Annotated in this window: 13 protein-coding genes; 6 read left to right on the top strand and 7 right to left on the bottom strand. The window is 64.3% G+C overall.

The window, feature by feature from the left end; all coding sequences use genetic code 11:
- Positions 1 to 62: 62 nt before the first annotated feature.
- Both R4P47_RS12560 and styD read right to left on the bottom strand, forming a co-directional pair.
- Positions 63 to 632 (bottom strand): TetR/AcrR family transcriptional regulator, encoded by a 570-nt coding sequence (locus tag R4P47_RS12560; protein WP_317784933.1) that lies wholly within the window; start codon positions 630 to 632, stop codon positions 63 to 65.
- A gap of 221 nt (positions 633 to 853) precedes the next feature.
- Positions 854 to 2,338, bottom strand: a complete 1,485-nt coding sequence (gene styD / locus R4P47_RS12555) for a phenylacetaldehyde dehydrogenase StyD (RefSeq protein ID WP_068054454.1) — start codon at positions 2,336 to 2,338, stop codon at positions 854 to 856.
- A gap of 301 nt (positions 2,339 to 2,639) precedes the next feature.
- Between styD and R4P47_RS12550 the strand changes: the two genes are divergently transcribed.
- Genes R4P47_RS12550 through R4P47_RS12540 form a run of 3 tightly spaced genes read left to right on the top strand, consistent with a single transcriptional unit; the run spans position 2,640 to position 5,663 of the window.
- Positions 2,640 to 3,698 (top strand): carbon-nitrogen hydrolase family protein, encoded by a 1,059-nt coding sequence (locus tag R4P47_RS12550; RefSeq protein ID WP_317784906.1) that lies wholly within the window; start codon positions 2,640 to 2,642, stop codon positions 3,696 to 3,698.
- On the top strand, positions 3,691 to 4,692 hold the full coding sequence (locus R4P47_RS12545) for a phenylacetaldoxime dehydratase family protein (protein ID WP_317784905.1): 1,002 nt from the start codon (positions 3,691 to 3,693) through the stop codon (positions 4,690 to 4,692). The genes R4P47_RS12550 and R4P47_RS12545 overlap by 8 nt, the downstream gene beginning before the upstream one ends.
- A gap of 20 nt (positions 4,693 to 4,712) precedes the next feature.
- A complete protein-coding gene (locus R4P47_RS12540) occupies positions 4,713 to 5,663 on the top strand; it encodes a helix-turn-helix domain-containing protein (protein WP_283347379.1) in 951 nt (316 codons plus the stop codon).
- A gap of 2 nt (positions 5,664 to 5,665) precedes the next feature.
- On the opposite strand, the gene R4P47_RS12535 is transcribed toward R4P47_RS12540, so the two are convergent.
- Positions 5,666 to 6,643 carry an alpha/beta hydrolase gene (locus tag R4P47_RS12535; protein ID WP_317784932.1) on the bottom strand — a complete coding sequence of 326 codons (978 nt, stop codon included), beginning with the start codon at positions 6,641 to 6,643 and terminating at the stop codon, positions 5,666 to 5,668.
- A gap of 245 nt (positions 6,644 to 6,888) precedes the next feature.
- Between R4P47_RS12535 and R4P47_RS12530 the strand changes: the two genes are divergently transcribed.
- Complete coding sequence (locus R4P47_RS12530) at positions 6,889 to 7,341, top strand: MarR family winged helix-turn-helix transcriptional regulator (protein WP_317784904.1); 453 nt, start codon at positions 6,889 to 6,891, stop codon at positions 7,339 to 7,341.
- On the top strand, positions 7,338 to 7,724 hold the full coding sequence (locus R4P47_RS12525; protein ID WP_149407169.1) for a DUF5313 family protein: 387 nt from the start codon (positions 7,338 to 7,340) through the stop codon (positions 7,722 to 7,724). The genes R4P47_RS12530 and R4P47_RS12525 overlap by 4 nt, the downstream gene beginning before the upstream one ends.
- Here R4P47_RS12525 and R4P47_RS12520 read toward each other — a convergent pair.
- Positions 7,718 to 10,099: an ATP-binding protein gene (locus R4P47_RS12520; protein ID WP_317784903.1), complete on the bottom strand. Its 2,382-nt coding sequence runs from the start codon at positions 10,097 to 10,099 to the stop codon at positions 7,718 to 7,720. The genes R4P47_RS12525 and R4P47_RS12520 overlap by 7 nt on opposite strands.
- Positions 10,100 to 10,221: 122 nt before the next feature.
- On the opposite strand from R4P47_RS12520, the gene glgX reads away from it, so the two are divergent.
- Positions 10,222 to 12,264, top strand: a complete 2,043-nt coding sequence (glgX, locus tag R4P47_RS12515; RefSeq protein ID WP_317784902.1) for a glycogen debranching protein GlgX — start codon at positions 10,222 to 10,224, stop codon at positions 12,262 to 12,264.
- 60 nt (positions 12,265 to 12,324) lie between these two features.
- Here the strand turns inward: glgX and R4P47_RS12510 are convergent, their stop codons facing one another.
- From R4P47_RS12510 to R4P47_RS12500, 3 genes are read right to left on the bottom strand one after another with little or no spacing between them, the layout of a single operon-like run.
- Complete coding sequence (locus R4P47_RS12510) at positions 12,325 to 14,031, bottom strand: glycerol-3-phosphate dehydrogenase/oxidase (protein ID WP_094638844.1); 1,707 nt, start codon at positions 14,029 to 14,031, stop codon at positions 12,325 to 12,327.
- Positions 14,028 to 15,545, bottom strand: a complete 1,518-nt coding sequence (gene glpK, locus R4P47_RS12505; RefSeq protein ID WP_094687540.1) for a glycerol kinase GlpK — start codon at positions 15,543 to 15,545, stop codon at positions 14,028 to 14,030. Before glpK ends, R4P47_RS12510 begins: the two co-directional genes overlap by 4 nt.
- Positions 15,542 to 16,396, bottom strand: coding sequence for an MIP/aquaporin family protein (locus tag R4P47_RS12500; RefSeq protein WP_032379865.1), 855 nt, complete (start codon positions 16,394 to 16,396; stop codon positions 15,542 to 15,544). The genes glpK and R4P47_RS12500 overlap by 4 nt, the downstream gene beginning before the upstream one ends.
- Positions 16,397 to 16,480 lie beyond the last annotated feature (84 nt).

Genomic DNA, 16,480 nt, shown 5'->3' with positions numbered 1-16,480 from the left:
TTGGTTCTACAGACGTTGAATAACGAAGGCATGCGGGCAGGACCGAATCGCACGCAGGGTGACTACAGCTGAGCTATGAACCGATCGAGCATCTCGAACTGCCGGTCGGCAGTGGTGTCATCGGGAGTGAGCACGCCAAGAATCTGCATACCCATCATCATGTTGAGCAACGTTTCGACGGCGAGATCGACGTCGAAGTCGCCGGCGTCGCCTTCCGCACGAGCCTGCTCGAGAAACTCCGCCATCCGCGCCCGCCACGACACCAAGGATCGACGGTTCGTGTCGTCCATGTGCTCGTCGTACATTGCGCGTTGCCACAGCGAGACTGCAATTCTCGCCTCGAGCAAAGTCTCTTCGGTCGTCGGCATCACTTCTCGGCAAAAGATGCGGAGGGCATCGAATCCCGTTGCATCGCCGAGAGCTTCGTCGATACGGCGGTTCGTTGCCTCGAAGACGTGCTCGAATGCGGTGCGGAGAATCTCGTCCTTGCCCGCGAAGTAGTGGCTCAGTGCACCGTTCGTGTATCCCGCCTCGGTCGCGATGTCCCGCATGTTCGCGGCATCGATCCCCTTGGCAGCGATCAAACGCCGGGTTGCCGCAGTGATCGCGCGGCGGCGTTCGTCGTGATCCACGAGCTTCGGCACAGCCCTACGGTAGCGGCTCCCTGCTCGGACCTAGGGTTCGGGCATCGTCATCATCGCCTTCCGATCCGTTCGGACGTTGTTCTACGTCCGTTGAACTAAATCTTCCGACCTGCTCGTTACGAATCGCGCTTCCGTCGGTAAACACCGCGTTACCCCACGTGAGCGGAACTTCGACCCCTGCTACGAGGTTCCGCTCACCTGCGTCAGCTCTACAGAACGATCGTGACGACTTTCTCCTCGGTGTTGGCCTCGATTCCGGCCCATCCGAGTTCACGGCCCGTGCCACTGGATTTCATGCCTCCCCAGGGGAGTGCGGGATCGATTGCGGCCCAACCGTTCACCCACACCGCGCCGGAACGAACCTGCGCAGCAAGGGTGTGCGCCCTCGACACGTCTCGGGTCCAGATGCTCGCGGCCAGTCCGTACACCGTGCCGTTGGCGATGGCGATGGCCTCGTCGGCGGTGTCGAACGGAATCACCGTGCCCACGGGGCCGAAAATCTCCTCCTGCGCGATCTTCATGTCGTTGTCCGCGTCGGTGAAGATCGTCGGCTCGACGAAATACCCTGCGCCGTCGGGCCGTCCGCCACCCGCCGCCACTCGCGCTCCACCGTCGCGTCCGGCCTGGATGTACCCCAGAACGCTGTCGCGCTGCTTCGCGTTGACCAGCGCACCCATCGTCGTCGACGGATCGAACGGATCACCCAGAACCTGAGCCGACGCCGCAGCGGCCAGACCGTCGACCACCTGCGAATACAGCGAGCGATGCACCAGAACCCGCGTACCGGCCGCACACACCTGGCCCTGGTTGAAGAACAATCCCATCGCGGTTCCGTTGATCGCCGCCTCGAGATCCGCGTCCTCGAGAATGATCTGCGGGGACTTGCCGCCGAGTTCGAGCGTGGTTCGCTTGAACGTATCTGCAGCTTTCTTGGCGATGAGCTTGCCGACCCGAGGGCTGCCGGTGAAGCTGATCTTGTCTACGTCCGGATGCCCGACCAACGCGTCGCCGGTCACTTCTCCAAGCCCTGGAACAACATTGACCACTCCGGCAGGTACTCCCGCCTCGTCGATCAGACGAGCCAGATGCAGGATGGACAACGGCGCATCCTCCGGCGGCTTGACGACCACGGTGTTTCCGGCGGCCAACGCGGGCGCGAGCTTCCACGCGGCGATCATCAGCGGGGTGTTCCAGGGAACGATCATGCCGATGACGCCCACCGGCTCACGGACGGTGTACGAGTGCGTCGGCTGGCCGAAGTATCCCGCAGTGGGGATGGAGCTGCCGGTGATCTTGTCGGCCCAGCCGGCGAAGTGCCGGAACGTGGCTGCGGCATTGGGAATGTCGAGCATGGCCGGTTGACCCACGGGCTTGCCCACGTCGAGAGCCTCGAGCCGGGCCAGTAGGTCCCCGTCACGTTCGATGAGGTCGGCAATCCGGTTGAGCAGCTTCCCGCGCACTGCTCCGGGGGTTGCGCCCCACTCCCCACCCAGCTGAGCACGCGCTGCGCGTACCGCTGCGTCCACATCCGATGCCGTGGCCGCAGCAACCTCGGCCAACGGCTGTTCCGTCGTGGGGTTGATATCGGTGAACGTGCCTCCGTCGGAAGCGCCGTGCCACTGCCCCGCGATGTAGAGCTCGGTGGCGGTGTCGGTCGGCAACGACGGTGCGGCCGATTCCTGGACTGCAGTCATGTGTGTTGGCTCCTTCTCGGGTGCCGATCGCGGCACCTGTGGCGTGTCCGGTCCAGACTGCGCCCGGACAGGCGAGAAGGTCTTGTGTGATCGCGCACACATTGTGCGGCAGATGCGCACCGTTCTCAGCCCCGAGCCAACGAGTCGGTATGACGAATATGTGTCGACACACCGGGCCCCGGTTACCGCCGTGTTTCACCGCCCTGGCATGCGACGGAGAGTCAACTATTCCGACACTTCGAGGCCATCCATCGGCCTCTCAGCAGGCAAAACTGGTGCCCTCCCATACGAAAGGCCCGCAATGACACACCACCAGTTTCGCGCCGCAGCAGTCCAGGCCGCGCCGGTATTTCTCGATCTCGACGCGTCTATCGACAAGGCGATCGGCCTGATCGAGGACGCGGCCCGCGCCGGAGCCGAGCTCATCGCATTTCCCGAGACCTACCTGCCCGGCTATCCCTGGTACATCTGGCTCGACGCACCGGCTTGGGGGTTTCAGTTCACGCAGCGCTACTTCGACAACTCACTCGAGTACGGAACACCGCAGGCGGCTCGAATTGCGCAGGCCGCCAAGGACAATCACATCATGGTCGTGATGGGCCTGAGCGAGCGATACAAGGCCAGCCTCTACATCGCGCAGTGGATCATCGACGCCCAAGGCAAGACCGTCGCGATGCGCCGCAAGCTCAAGCCGACTCACGTCGAACGCACCGTGTACGGCGAAGGTGACGGCTCCGACCTGTCGGTATACGACACCGACCTCGGACGCGTCGGCGCACTGTGCTGCTGGGAGCACCTGCAACCGTTGTCGAAGTACGCGATGTACGCCCAGAACGAGCAGGTGCACATCGGTGCCTGGCCCAGCTTCTCGCTCTACACCGGCGCGGCCTATGCCCTCGGGCCGGAGGTCAACACCGCTGCCAGCCGCATCTACGCCGTCGAAGGCGGCTGCTTCGTCATCAGCCCCTGCGCGACCGTCTCCCCCGAGATGATCGACATCATGTGCACCGACGACGCCAAGCGCGCGATGCTCACCGCAGGCGGCGGTCATGCCCGCATCTTCGCGCCCGACGGCCAACTGATGCACGAGCCGCTCGCACCCGACGCGGAAGGCATCGTCTACGCCGACATCGACACCAGCCTCATTTCGATCGCCAAGGCCGCCGCCGACCCGGCCGGCCACTACTCCCGTCCCGACGTGACACGGTTGTGGCTCAACAAGACTCCGGGCGACCGCGTCGTTCAGGGGACGCAGCCCTATGCGAATACGCGCTACGACTTCACCGAGGACGTCGCGGCCGAGCTACGTCTGGAGATCACCGAGCAGCTCGCTCTCGACGAGGGCGCCGCTCGTGTCTGAACTCGAGTCGGCAATTCCCGCCCATCTCGTCGTTCCCCGGTCGTGTCCGCGTCGCACACCCGAGGGCTACCAGCCACCCTTCCCGTCGTACGTCGCCCGCTTTCCGGTATCCACCGAACGAGTCGTGATGGGCTACTTCGGAATACAGGGCATGCCCGACGCTTCCCCGTGGGGTGACGAGGGTCCCTCCCGAAGGGACCGAGCCCGCTACACCGACGAGGAGGGCATCGACACGACGGTGTTCATCGGCTACTGGGACGACGTCGCAGTGTTCGACCGCTGGTTCGATACCGTCGGTCGGCACTGGACCAGCGTCGGAGGCCGCTTCGTCGAAATCATCAGACCGACCGTCGACCGATACGAGACACTCTTCTCCTCCATCGGCCGCATGGAAGGTGTTGCCACTCTGACGGATTCGCTCAGTGGTTCCATCGAGGAACATGCCTACTGGGGTGGGGTCCGGGATCGAATCCCCCTGTCGCAGAACGACTCACTTGCTCCCGGCGGGAAGCCTCAGGTCGTACGCGACGGCGACAGAGTCACAATTGTGCCGCAGGAGAACCTCTGCCTCATCCGATCCGGGCAGGATTGGGCCGATACGGCCGGGTCCGAACGAGAGATGTACCTGCGGGACGTCGAACCGGTGTTGCGCGCCGGCATGGACTTTCTTCGCGACGACGGACTGGCCATCGGCTGCTTCGCCAACCGGTACATGACCGTGGTCGACGACAACGGCACCGATACCGACAAGTCGTTCGGCATGAGTTGGTGGCGCAGCCTGAGCGACCTCGAAGCGTGGGCCGAGTCGCATCCGACGCATGTCGCCATCTTCGGTGCCGCGCTGAAGTATCTGTCGACGATGGGGCCCGCGGCCTCCCTCAGGCTCTATCACGAGGTGACCGTCGCGGCGGCGGACGAGCAGTACTTCGAGTATTTCGGCTGCCACGACCGCACGGGTCTACTGCGTACCGCTGCGGAGCGTTCTACCCTGTGAGGAGACGGGAGGTACCTGACATGGCCGATCCGCTGCGCACCGACTCCGTCGATCTGGCCGACAGCGTCGATTTCTGGACCGCTGCGGTGAGTCGGACGTACGTCGATCTCGAGTGCACGATTCCAGAGAACGCGTCAGCCATCACCGGGCATATCGAGTCGACCGGACTTGCGACCCTCGGATTGTCGCGGGTATCTGCGACAGCTCAGACCGTCCTACGAACGCCCGCAGGTATCTCCCGAACCAGTGACGACTACTTCCTGGTCAGCGTCCAGACGTCGGGGACCGGGTTCGTCGTCCAGGACGACCGAACGGCGGTCCTGCAACCGGGAGACTTCGCGCTCTACGACACCACCCGGCCGTACAGTCTTCGCTTCGACGACCCGTTTGCCCAGTACGTGCTGATGCTCCCCGGCGCAACACTGCGAACGCTCGTCCGGGACACGGGTTCGCTGACCGCGCGGGCGGTGTCCGGACGGCAAGGCGCAGGGAAACTGCTCGTGAGCATGATCTCGTCGATCATGGACGACGCCGACATGAGTACCGCGTCGGCCGAGGCCGTGTCGCAGAGCGTCGAGTACATCCTGGTCGCAGGTCTGGTGGGGCTGACCGGTGTCGAAAAGCCTGCGCCCTACGCAGCCTCCGAACGGCTGGGCGAAATCAAGCGTGCGATGACCGCGCGGCTGCGAGATCCGGATCTGACCGTGACGGAAGTGGCAGCCTCGCTGCACTTGTCGCTGAGTACGGTGCATCGAGCGTTCGCCGGTGAACCGTGCACCGCCAGTGAATGGATCTGGATGCAGCGACTCGACGGCGTCAAACGCGCTCTGTGCGAACCCCAGAATTCCCGCACCACCATCGGAGCCCTGGCGGCGTCCTGGGGATTCACCGACCCGGCGCACTTCAGCCGTGCCTTCCGGGCCCGCTTCGGCTGCACCCCCAAGGACTTTCGCGACACCAACCGCGGGTGAGCTCAGATCCCGAGCGATCCCGCCAGCGTGGGCCAACTCTTGGGCAGTTGCTCCACCCAGTAAGGCCACGAATGGGTTCCGGTCTCGGTGAAGTCGAACGTGGCGGGAATGTTCAACTGGCTCAGTCGATCCGCAAGTCGATGGGTGCAGTAGTTCGCGCCCACCTCGATGAGACCACCGACCACCACCACGTCGAGCGCCGACGCGCTGTCGAAACTTTCGTGGCGACCCGGTGCTCCCGTTCCCACCGACACGTACACGTCGGTGCCGCGCAGGCTTTCGGCATTGACCACCGAATCATGTTGCGCCCAGGCAGGATCGAGAGGACCGCCCCACATGTTGTCGGCATTTCCGCCGAATGCTCCGACGATCGCGCGGATACTCGCCTGCCCCATGGGCTCCGAGGAGGCGAAACACCCGCTGTACGACGCCACCCCGGAGTAGACATCGGGATTACGTGCGGCCAGCATCATGGCCGACTGTGCCCCCATCGACAGTCCGGCAATCGCGTTGCGTCCGTTGCCGTCCACAGACGCGTCGATCAGCGGAGGAAGCTCTTCGGTCAGGAACGTTTCCCATTGATAGCGGCCGAGTTTCGGATCGTCCCGTTGCCAGTCGGTGTAGAAGCTGCCCGGTCCGGCCAGCGGTAGCACGACGTTGACGTTCTTGTCGGCGAAGAATTCGGCCGCTCCGCCCTTGCGGAGCCACATGCTGTTGTTCGGATCCTCTTCGCCGATTCCGCTGAGCATGTACAACGTCGGCCGCGATCCGGTCTTCGCTGCCGGAGTCAGCACCTGCACCTCGACAACGGCCCCCATCGCAGGCGATTCCACACTCAGCGTGCGCAGGGTGTCGGACGCGATCACGGTATCGACGATGCGGGCGGCCGAGACGGCAGGATCGGCGGAGACAATGCCGACCGAGGACACGCACAGCGCGGCGGCGACGGCGAACGTGGTGAAGATGCGTCGACGACGCATGGCGATCCTCTCGGGATTTGTCACAGGGGAACGGCGAATTGCATGGAGCATTGCACAGCAACCGACCGGATGGAACGCCCTACGAACATCCACCCGATTCGGACCGACCGGGACTCTGGCAACACATCACTGCACGAGCATTCACCCTTCTTTGCAACGCTTTTCGGGCATCCAGTTCCAATTTCACCGCATCGCTTCGTTCACTAATAGTTAGTGCACTAACCAATACTGGTAGCCTGGGCATCGTGACGACCACCGAAGATCCACTCGCGCTCGACCGCCAGGTCTGCTTCGCGCTCGCCGTCGCCAACCGCGCCGTGCTGTCGGTGTATCGGCCACTGCTCGAGCCGATGGGACTGACGCATCCGCAGTATCTGGTGATGCTGGCGCTGTGGGGCGAATCGCCGATGTCGGTCAAATCCATCGGATCGGCCCTGCAACTCGACTCCCCCACCCTCTCGCCGCTTCTCAAGCGTCTGGAGTCGATGGGGTTGCTCACCCGCAATCGAAGCGCCGAGGACGAGCGCGTTCTACTCGTCGCGCTCACCCCGGCCGGGGCCGCGCTTCGCAAGAAAGCGGAGAAAATTCCACCCACCGTCGTTTCGAAACTCGGAGCGTCACTCGCCGAACTCGACGAACTACGACGCGTCCTCACCCGCGTCAACGACGCGGCCATCGCAGCAGGAGCACTGTCGTGAACACTCGTTCTACCCGCACCCGCCCGCGCTTCGGTCAGTGGCTGGGCTACGCCGTCCTCGGCCGCAAACTGCCTGACTCCATGCAGGATTGGGTTCGACGCGACCTCGTCGGCCCAGGAGCGACACCACGTCACATCCTGCGGTCGATGATCCCGTTCCTGCCGATCTTCATCGGATTCTTCGTTCTGTTTCCGGGAGCGATCTGGCTACGCGCGTCGATGGTGTTGCTCAGTTTGCTGCTCGCGCTGTTCTACACCGCCGCCTACATGGACCAGAACCGCGCTCGACGCCTCGAGATCCACGGGCTACCGGCCGATCTGAAGAGCCCGAAGAAGATGGCCGAGATGGAACGCGAGCGAGAGAACTACCGCCGCAATCACTGACGCTCTCGGTCGAGCCCGGCGGTGAAATCGTCGGCGATCATCGCCGCCAAGTCGCGGGTCTTGCGGTTGGTGTTCTGCGAGAGCTCGGTCAGCTGCGTGAAGGCAGCGTCTGCGTCGATGCGGTACACCGACATCAGGATTCCGACGGCTCGGCCGATGGATCCGCGGGTGTCGAGTGCAGTCCGTAGTGTCGCGGCCTCGTTGCCGCTTTCCTGGATCAGTTGTTCGCGCATGCGCGAGAGTTCGAGGTGCACTCGAATTCGAGCCACCAATTCTCGGTCGTGGAACGGTTTGACGATGTAGTCGTCGGCCCCGCGCCCGAGCCCGTCGAGCACGAAGTCGGTTCCCGCTCGCGCGGTCAGCAGGATCACCGGCACCCGCTGCAAGGCGTCGTCGCGACGGATCTCGTCCACGAGTTCCAGACCGCTGCGTCCGGGCAGCAGAACGTCGGAGAGCACGAGGCCAGGCATCGTCGATCGAGCGCTGCCGAGTGCGGTCTCGATGTCGCCCGCGGTGGTGACGGACCAGCCCTCGCCGGTCAGCAGGCGCACCAGGTAGTTACGCATGTCGACGTTGTCCTCGACGAGAAGAATGTCCGCACGCTCGGTGGTCACCGTCATCGAGTCGCTCGCGGCGAAGATCGCCGACACCGAATCGGCGGGGGCGGCCGGCCGTTCGACGGCTGCAGCCGCCTCGGCGGGCAGGCGCGGAACCACGACCGTGAAGGTACTGCCACGGCCCGCCTCGCTCTCGACGTCGATGCGGCCGCGCAAGACGGTGAGCAGGTCCGATACCAGCGCCAGTCCGATACCGGATCCTTCGATGCTGTGGGCACCCGATCGTTCGACTCGATGGAATCGATCGAAGATCAGCGGCAGGTCCTCTGCGGGGATCCCGAGGCCGGTATCGGCCACGACCAGGCGGACCACGTCGCTGTCGGTACGCAGGCGCACGGAGATCCGACCGACCGGCGTGTATTTGACGGCGTTCGCGACGAGGTTGAACACGATCTTCGTCCACATCTCACCGTCGGTGAGGACGACGACATCGTCGGCTACGTCGACCACGAGCTCGAGACCCTTGCCCGACGCCACCGCCTCGAACAGCGACGCGCAGTCGCGCGTCACCGCTCCGAGGTCGGTGGGTTCGAGACGGGGACGCAGCTGACCGGCATCGGCACTGACCACGTCCAGGAGATCGTCGACCAGTCGACGCAGTCGAGTCGAGGCGCGGTGAACGACGTCCAAGGACTCACGATCGACGTCGGTCAGCGTCGAGTCGACACTCTCACGCACCGAATCCAACGGGCCGGCGAGCAAGGTCAGCGGCGTGCGGAACTCGTGTCCGACGTTCTCGAGCAGCCGTGTCTTCGCCTCGTCGGCTTCGGCGAGTGCCGCGACGCGTCGCCTTTCCATCTCGAAAGCATGCGAGGCGGTCAGGGCCGTGGACACCCGCTCGGCCACCGCGATCGAGAAGGACACGACGGAGTCGTCGCGGGCGCGAAATTCGTCGACTCCGACCAACAGGGCTCCGATGGGCTGAGCATGTCCCGCGAGCGTCAGCGGAACGATGACCGCCTGCGCGACGGATCCGGCAATCTCGACCGTCGAACAGGGAACGCGTCCGTCGCACACTTCGAGAACGTCGGCAAGGTCCCAGGTCGCGTCGTCGCAGCCGAGTGCGCCCGAGGTCGCGATGTGATCGAGCTGCCCGTCTTCGGCGAGGTCGCGGCGCAGGTAGGCCACCACGAGGGGAAACTCGCGGGCCTCGTCACCCAGCGTCTCGACCGCGGCGCGGCAGATGCCTACCGGCCCCTCGGCGCCGTCACCCGTCAGTGAGCCCAGGGCGAGCAGCGCGTGCATGCGGCGTTCGCCGAGTACCTGCATCGTGACCTCGGTCGTGGCGACGAACACGCCGAGTACCGTCCGTCCGGCCCCGAAGATCGGGCTGTACGAGAAGGTCCAGTACGTCTCCTCGGGGTAGCCGAACCGATTCATGACGAACAGCTGCCGAACGCCGTGCACGGGCTTGCGGTCCTCGACCACGTGCGCGCAGAGAACGCCGACGTCGTCCCATATCTCGGGCCAGCTCTCGCTGGCCCGCTGACCTGCGGCCTGCGGAAACTTGTCCCCGAGAAAATCGGTGTACGTGTGGTTGAAGATCTGCACCAGATGCGGGCCCCACCAGATCAGCATCGGGATCGTCGACGGCATGACGGTGCGGACGGCCGTCACCAACTCCTGCGGCCAACTCTCCACCGGCCCCAGATCGGTCGCCGCCCAGTCCAGTTCCCGGAATCGCGCGTCGGTGGCGTTGTCACCCGGGAACAGCTCGTCCAGCTGGGCCGAACTGCCATCGGGTTGTGGGGAATTCATCGCCTCGTCCTTCGTACTGTCGTTCCGCTCCAGTCCGGCGGGCGCGATCTCGGCATCGATACTAGCCGAACGACCGGTATGCAGGCGTTTCGCTGATCCCCCACGGGGGTACTGCCGCGAGCATGCCCCTCTCATCAAGTCTCCCGTATCCCTTGGGCGTCTCGCGTCTGTCGAACGACGGTGCCAACCTTGCCGTCTACTCCGAAACCGCGGACTCGGTGTCCGTGGTCGTGCTGAACGAAGACGGAACAGAGCGCAGTACAACACCGTTGACGCTGCGTACCGGCCACGTCTTCCACGATCTGGTTCCCGACGTCACGCCAGGTACACGCTACGGACTGCGCGTCGACGGTCCATGGGATCCCGCGTCGGGGCTGCGGCACAACTCCGCGAAGTTGCTCCTCGACCCGTATGCCACCGCCATCACCGGTCAGGTCGACTGGAACGAATCGGTGTTCAGCCACCTCCACGCCGAGCCGGAGACCCGCAACGACGAGGACTCGGCCCCCCACATGCCGTATTCCGTTGCCGTGGAGTCGAACTTCGATTGGTCCGGCGACGAGTCACCGCGCACACCACTCGATCGCACGGTCGTCTACGAGGTGCACGTCAAGGGCTTCACTGCCACCAATCCCGATGTGCCCGAGGATATTCGGGGTACCTACGCCGGTCTGGCGCATCCCGCCGCGATCTCACATCTCAAGCGCATCGGCGTCACCGCGGTGGAGTTGCTGCCCATCCACCAGTTCGTTCAGGACTCGCATCTGCTCGAGGAGGGGCGGCGGAACTACTGGGGCTACAACTCCATCGGCTTCTTCGCACCGCACAACGAGTACAGCAGCAGCGGCGACACCGGCGGCCAGGTGGACGAGTTCAAGACATTGGTCAAGGCCATGCACGAGAACGGCATCGAGGTCATTCTCGACGTCGTCTACAACCACACCGCCGAGGGCAATCACCTCGGACCGACGCTCTCGCTCAAGGGAATCGACAACGGCTCGCACTACCGTCTGGTCGACGAGGACCGCAGCGCGTACTACGACACCACCGGCACCGGCAACAGTCTCAACGTCGGCCACCCCGCTGCCCTGGCACTGATCCTGGACTCGCTGCGCTACTGGGTGACCGAGATGCACGTCGACGGGTTCCGCTTCGACCTCGCCAGCACGCTGACGCGTCAGGACTCGGACCTGAACGTGCACAGCGCATTCCTGAGCCTGGTACACCAGGACCCGACGCTCGCACCTGTCAAACTCATCGCCGAACCGTGGGACACCCAGGGCTACCAGGTGGGCGGCTTCCCGGCCCGCTGGTCGGAGTGGAACGGCAAGTTCCGCGACGACGTTCGTGACTTCTGGCGCGGCGAAAGCGGCGCGCTTCCGGCCCTGGCGCAGCGCGTCACCGGCAGCCCGGACGTCTACGAGAGCACTCGTCGTCCCACGTTGGCCAGCGTCAACTTCATCACCGCACACGACGGCTTCACATTGGCCGACTTGAACTCCTACGACGACAAGCACAACGAGGAGAACGGCGAGGACAGTCAGGACGGCGAGTCCGACAACCGTTCGTGGGGTTGCGGAGCCGAGGGCCCGACCGACGACGAGGGCGTCAACGCACTCCGGGCCCGCCAGCAGCGCAATCACCTTGCGACGCTGTTGCTCTCGGCCGGCGTGCCGATGATCCTCGGCGGCGACGAGCTCGGCCGGACACAGAACGGCAACAACAATGCCTACTGCCAGGACAACGAGGTCTCCTGGTTCGACTGGAGCACAGCCGATCAGGACCTCATCGACTTCACCACCCACTTGATCGCTCTACGCGACGAACACCCGGCTCTGCGCCCCACGTGGTTCCGCCACGACAGCGATTCCGACGAGGAAGGAGCCGGACCGGACACCGTCGACTTCTACCGCGCCGACGGCGAGAAGCTCTCCGACGAGGATTGGTCGGACGGCAATGCGCACAGCATTCTGGTCCTCATGCGCGCTGGTGAGTCCGATGCGTCGTTCGCGTGGATGGTCAACGCCTCGCCCGGCACCGTGGAATTCACTCTGCCGAAGGGACATTGGACTCAGTCGACCTCGAGCGACCCCGATCAGGCATACGAGGCAGGCGGGCCGTCGATTCTGATTCGCGAACACTCGTTCACGTTGCTGCAGGGCTGACCCCGCAACAGCCGACAATGGCGGCAGTCCTCGTCACGAGGACTGCCGCCATTGTTCGTTTCAGCTCACCCCGGCGCGCACGTCCGGTGCTCCGAGTCGAGCTGCATCGGCGGTGTCGTCGTCGGGCTGCTCCTGCGAATCGCGTTCTGCCAGAACGCGAAGCCGGTAGTGCTCGATTTCCTCGGCAACATGCTGATCGTCCCACCCGAGGATGGGTGCAACCAGACGAGCCACCTCGATGGCCGCCGCTTCACCACGATCGGGAACCTCGATCGAGATTCGGGTCCGACGGGTCAGAATGTCGTCGAGATGCTGCGCGCCTTCGTGACTGGCCGCATAGACCACCTCTGCCTTCAAGTACTCCGGCGCACTCTCGAGAGGCTTTCCGAGCTCTGGATCGGCGTCGATCAAGTCCAGCAGCTCACCCATCAGAGTGCCGTACCGGCCGAGCAGATGCTCGACGCGTGAGACGCGCATACCGGTGCGTTCGGCCGTCAGAGCGCGGGAGTTGAACGCGCCGAGGTAGCCGTCCGCACCGACGAGCGGAATGTCCTCGGTGACGCACTTCGGTACCGTGCGTTCGAGTCCGTGCACCGCGGAATCGACTGCGTCCTTGGCCATCACGCGATAGGTGGTGTACTTGCCACCGGCGATGACCGTCAGTCCGCGGACCGGGCTGGACACCGCATGTTCCCGGGACAGGGTGCTGGTGGAATCGGATTCGCCGAACAGCAACGGGCGCAGTCCGGCATACACGCCGACGACGTCGGTGCGGTCCAACGGATCGGCGAGCAATTTGTTCACGTGGCCCAGGATGTAGTCGATGTCGCTCTGGCTCGCGGCCGGGTGAGCCAGGTCGAGCTTCCAGTCGGTATCGGTGGTCCCGATGATCCAATGACTACCCCACGGGATGACGAACAGCAGACTCTTCTCGGTCCGCGTGATGATGCCGGTGGCACTGTTGATGCGGTTGCGCGGCACCACCAGGTGCACCCCCTTGGAGGCGCGAACCTGGAATTGTCCACGGCCACCGACCATCTGCTGCACCTCGTCGGTCCACACCCCGGCGGCGTTGATGACCTGCTTGGCCCGCACCTCGAAGGAACGGCCCGTTTCCAGGTCGCTCGCCACGACGCCGACGACCTTGTCGTCCTCCCGAAGGAAGCCCGTGACGCGAGTGCTGTTGGCGCACAACGCGCCGTAGGCGGCCGCGGTACGAGCGAGCATCATCGTGTGCCGGGCGTCGTCGACCTGGCCCTCGTAGAACTTCACCGCACCGCGGATCGCCGAGCGCTTGCCCGACGGGAAGGACTCGAGCGTCTTCTTCTTGCCGAGGTGCTTGTGATGACTCGGGACGCCGCGTCCGGCACCCATGACGTCGTACACGCCGATGCCGAGCCCGACGTACGGACGGTCGATCACCTTCTCGAGCGGATAGATGAACGGTACCGGGCGAGCGAGGTGCGGGCACAGCTTGTTCAGTACCAGCGAACGTTCCTTGAGCGCCTCGAACACCAACGCGAAGTTGAACTGCTCGAGGTAGCGCAGACCGCCGTGGAAGAGCTTGCTCGAGCGGCTGGACGTGCCGGCCGCGTAGTCACGCGCTTCGAGCAGACCCACTTTCAATCCGCGGGTCACGGCGTCCAGCGCAGTTCCGGCACCGACGACGCCGCCGCCGATCACCAGAATGTCGAGCTCTTCGGCTTCCATCCTCGCCAGCGCATCTGCGCGTGCCTGAGGACTCATGGCCGTTGTGGTGGAACTCATTCTTCATCAACCCAATCGAGAGTTCGTGTTACTGCCTTCTTCCAGCCGGCGTACAACTTCGCCCGCTGGTCTTCGTCCATGGACGGGGTCCATGTCTTGTCCTCGGCCCAGTTCTGGCGAATGTCGTCTTCGCTCTCCCAATAGCCTACGGCCAGTCCGGCGGCGTAAGCCGCTCCGAGAGCAGTGGTTTCGGCCACGACGGGACGGACCACATCCACGTTCAGGATGTCGGACTGGAACTGCATCAGCAGTTCGTTGACCACCATGCCGCCGTCGACCTTGAGCACCTCGAGATCGACGCCGGAGTCGGCGTTCATGGCCTCGATCACCTCACGCGTCTGATACGCGGTGGCTTCGAGGACGGCACGCGCCAGGTGGCCCTTGTTGACGAAGCGCGTCAATCCCACGATGGCACCGCGGGCGTCCGATCGCCAGTGCGGTGCGAACAGACCGGAGAAGGCGGGGACGAAGTAGGCACCGCCGTTGTCGTCCACCGACCGTGCGTCGGTCTCGATGTCCGCGGCCGAGGAGATCATGCCCAGGTTGTCGCGCAGCCACTGCACCAACGAGCCCGTCACGGCGATGGAACCTTCGAGCGCGTACACCGTCGGCTGGTCGCCGATCTTGTAGCAGACCGTGGTCAGCAGACCGTTCTTGCTCATCACCTTTTCGGTACCGGTGTTGAGAAGCACGAAATTGCCTGTGCCGTAGGTGTTCTTGGCTTCACCGGGAGACAGGCAGGCCTGCCCGAAGGTCGCTGCCTGCTGATCGCCGAGGATTCCGGCGATCGGCACTCCACTGAACGGTCCGCGCTCACGGCCGGTTCCGTACACCTCGGAGCTCGAGCGGATCTCGGGCAGCATCGACATCGGAATGCCCATGTCTGCACAGATGCTCTCGTCCCACTGCAGGGAGTCGAGATCCATCAGCAGGGTGCGTGAGGCGTTGGTCGGATCGGTGTAATGCAACCCGCCGTCGACACCGCCGGTCATGTTCCACAGCACCCAGGTGTCCATGTTTCCGAAACACAGTTCTCCCGCTTCGGCTTTCGCCCGTGCACCGTCGACGTTGTCGAGGATCCACTTGATCTTGGGGCCGGAGAAGTAGGTGGCCAGGGGCAGACCGGTCTTGGCGGTGTACTTGTTGGCGTCGCCGCCGCCCAGCGCGGTGGCGATGCGATCGGTACGGGTGTCCTGCCAGACGATGGCGTTGTAGATCGGCTTGCCCGTCGCGCGATCCCACACCAGCGCCGTCTCGCGCTGGTTGGTGATACCCACGGCGGCGATGTCCTCGCGCGTCAGATCCGCTGCGGCCATGGCACCGGCCGCAACAGCCCGCACGTTGTCCCAGATCTCCGACGCGTCGTGCTCGACCCAACCGGCCTGCGGAAAGATCTGCTGGTGTTCCTTCTGATCGACCGCGACGACGGTGCCCGCGTGATCGAAGATCATGCAGCGTGAAGACGTGGTTCCCTGATCGATCGCGGCGACGTACTTTCCTGCGAACTCGGTCATGGCTTCTCTCCTGTGGTCTGGGTGTCTGCTGGGAGTCGTGATGGCGGCTCAGGCGTCGAACCTTCTTGTTTGCGTAGGTTCTTTCCGATGAGCAGGTCGTACAGGAACACTCCTATCGGTCCGCCTACGAGAGGTCCGACGATCGGGACCCAGAAGTACAGGCCGCCGTATTGATCTCGCCAGGCTCCACCGTATCCGGTGATGTACGACGCCAGGCGAGGTCCGAAATCTCGGGCCGGATTGATCGCGTAGCCGGCGTTGGTGGCCCACGCGAAACCGATGGCGACGACGATGAGGCCGACGATCAGCGGTGCCATATTGGCCATCGGCGCGGTGCCGAGCGAATCGGTCACGGCCACAATGAGGAACAGCAGGATCGCGGTACCGATGATCTGGTCGATCAGTGCCGAGGACACGCTGACCGGCAGAGTTCCGTTACCGGGAAGCGTCGAGAAGATCGTCTGGGTGGCGGTGGTGTGCCCGGGGTCCACTGCGTTGATCATGTCGTTGTAGTTCCAGCGCACCAGCAGAGCGGCCACGAAGGCACCTGCGGTCTGCGCGAGGATGTACGGCGCAACCATCTTCCAGCTGAATCCGCGGAAGAGTGCGAACGTGATCGTGACCGCGGGGTTGAGGTGCGCGCCGGTGATCCGACCCGCGACGTAGATGCCGAACATCACGCCGAGCCCCCAGGCCCAGGCGATCGAGTCGTGGTCTCCGAGACTTCCCGATTCACCGCCCGAGACGACCTGCGCGACGACGCCGACGCCGAACAGAATGAGAATCATGGTTCCGGCGAACTCGGCAGCCATGTGCGCCGGTAGTCCCCATTCCGGTTCCTTACGAGCCATTGTGTAGCCTCCGCAAAGTTGGTGATGCACGCCACATTGCGTGCTGTTTGCCACGGTAGACGGCCTGCACTGCGTTGCACAGCT

It is taken from the genome of Rhodococcus sp. IEGM 1370 (genome assembly GCF_033142325.1).
Taxonomy (GTDB): Bacteria; Actinomycetota; Actinomycetes; order Mycobacteriales; family Mycobacteriaceae; genus Rhodococcoides.
Note: the sequence above shows the minus strand (reverse complement) of the source record. Positions and strands in the feature narration are given on the sequence as shown.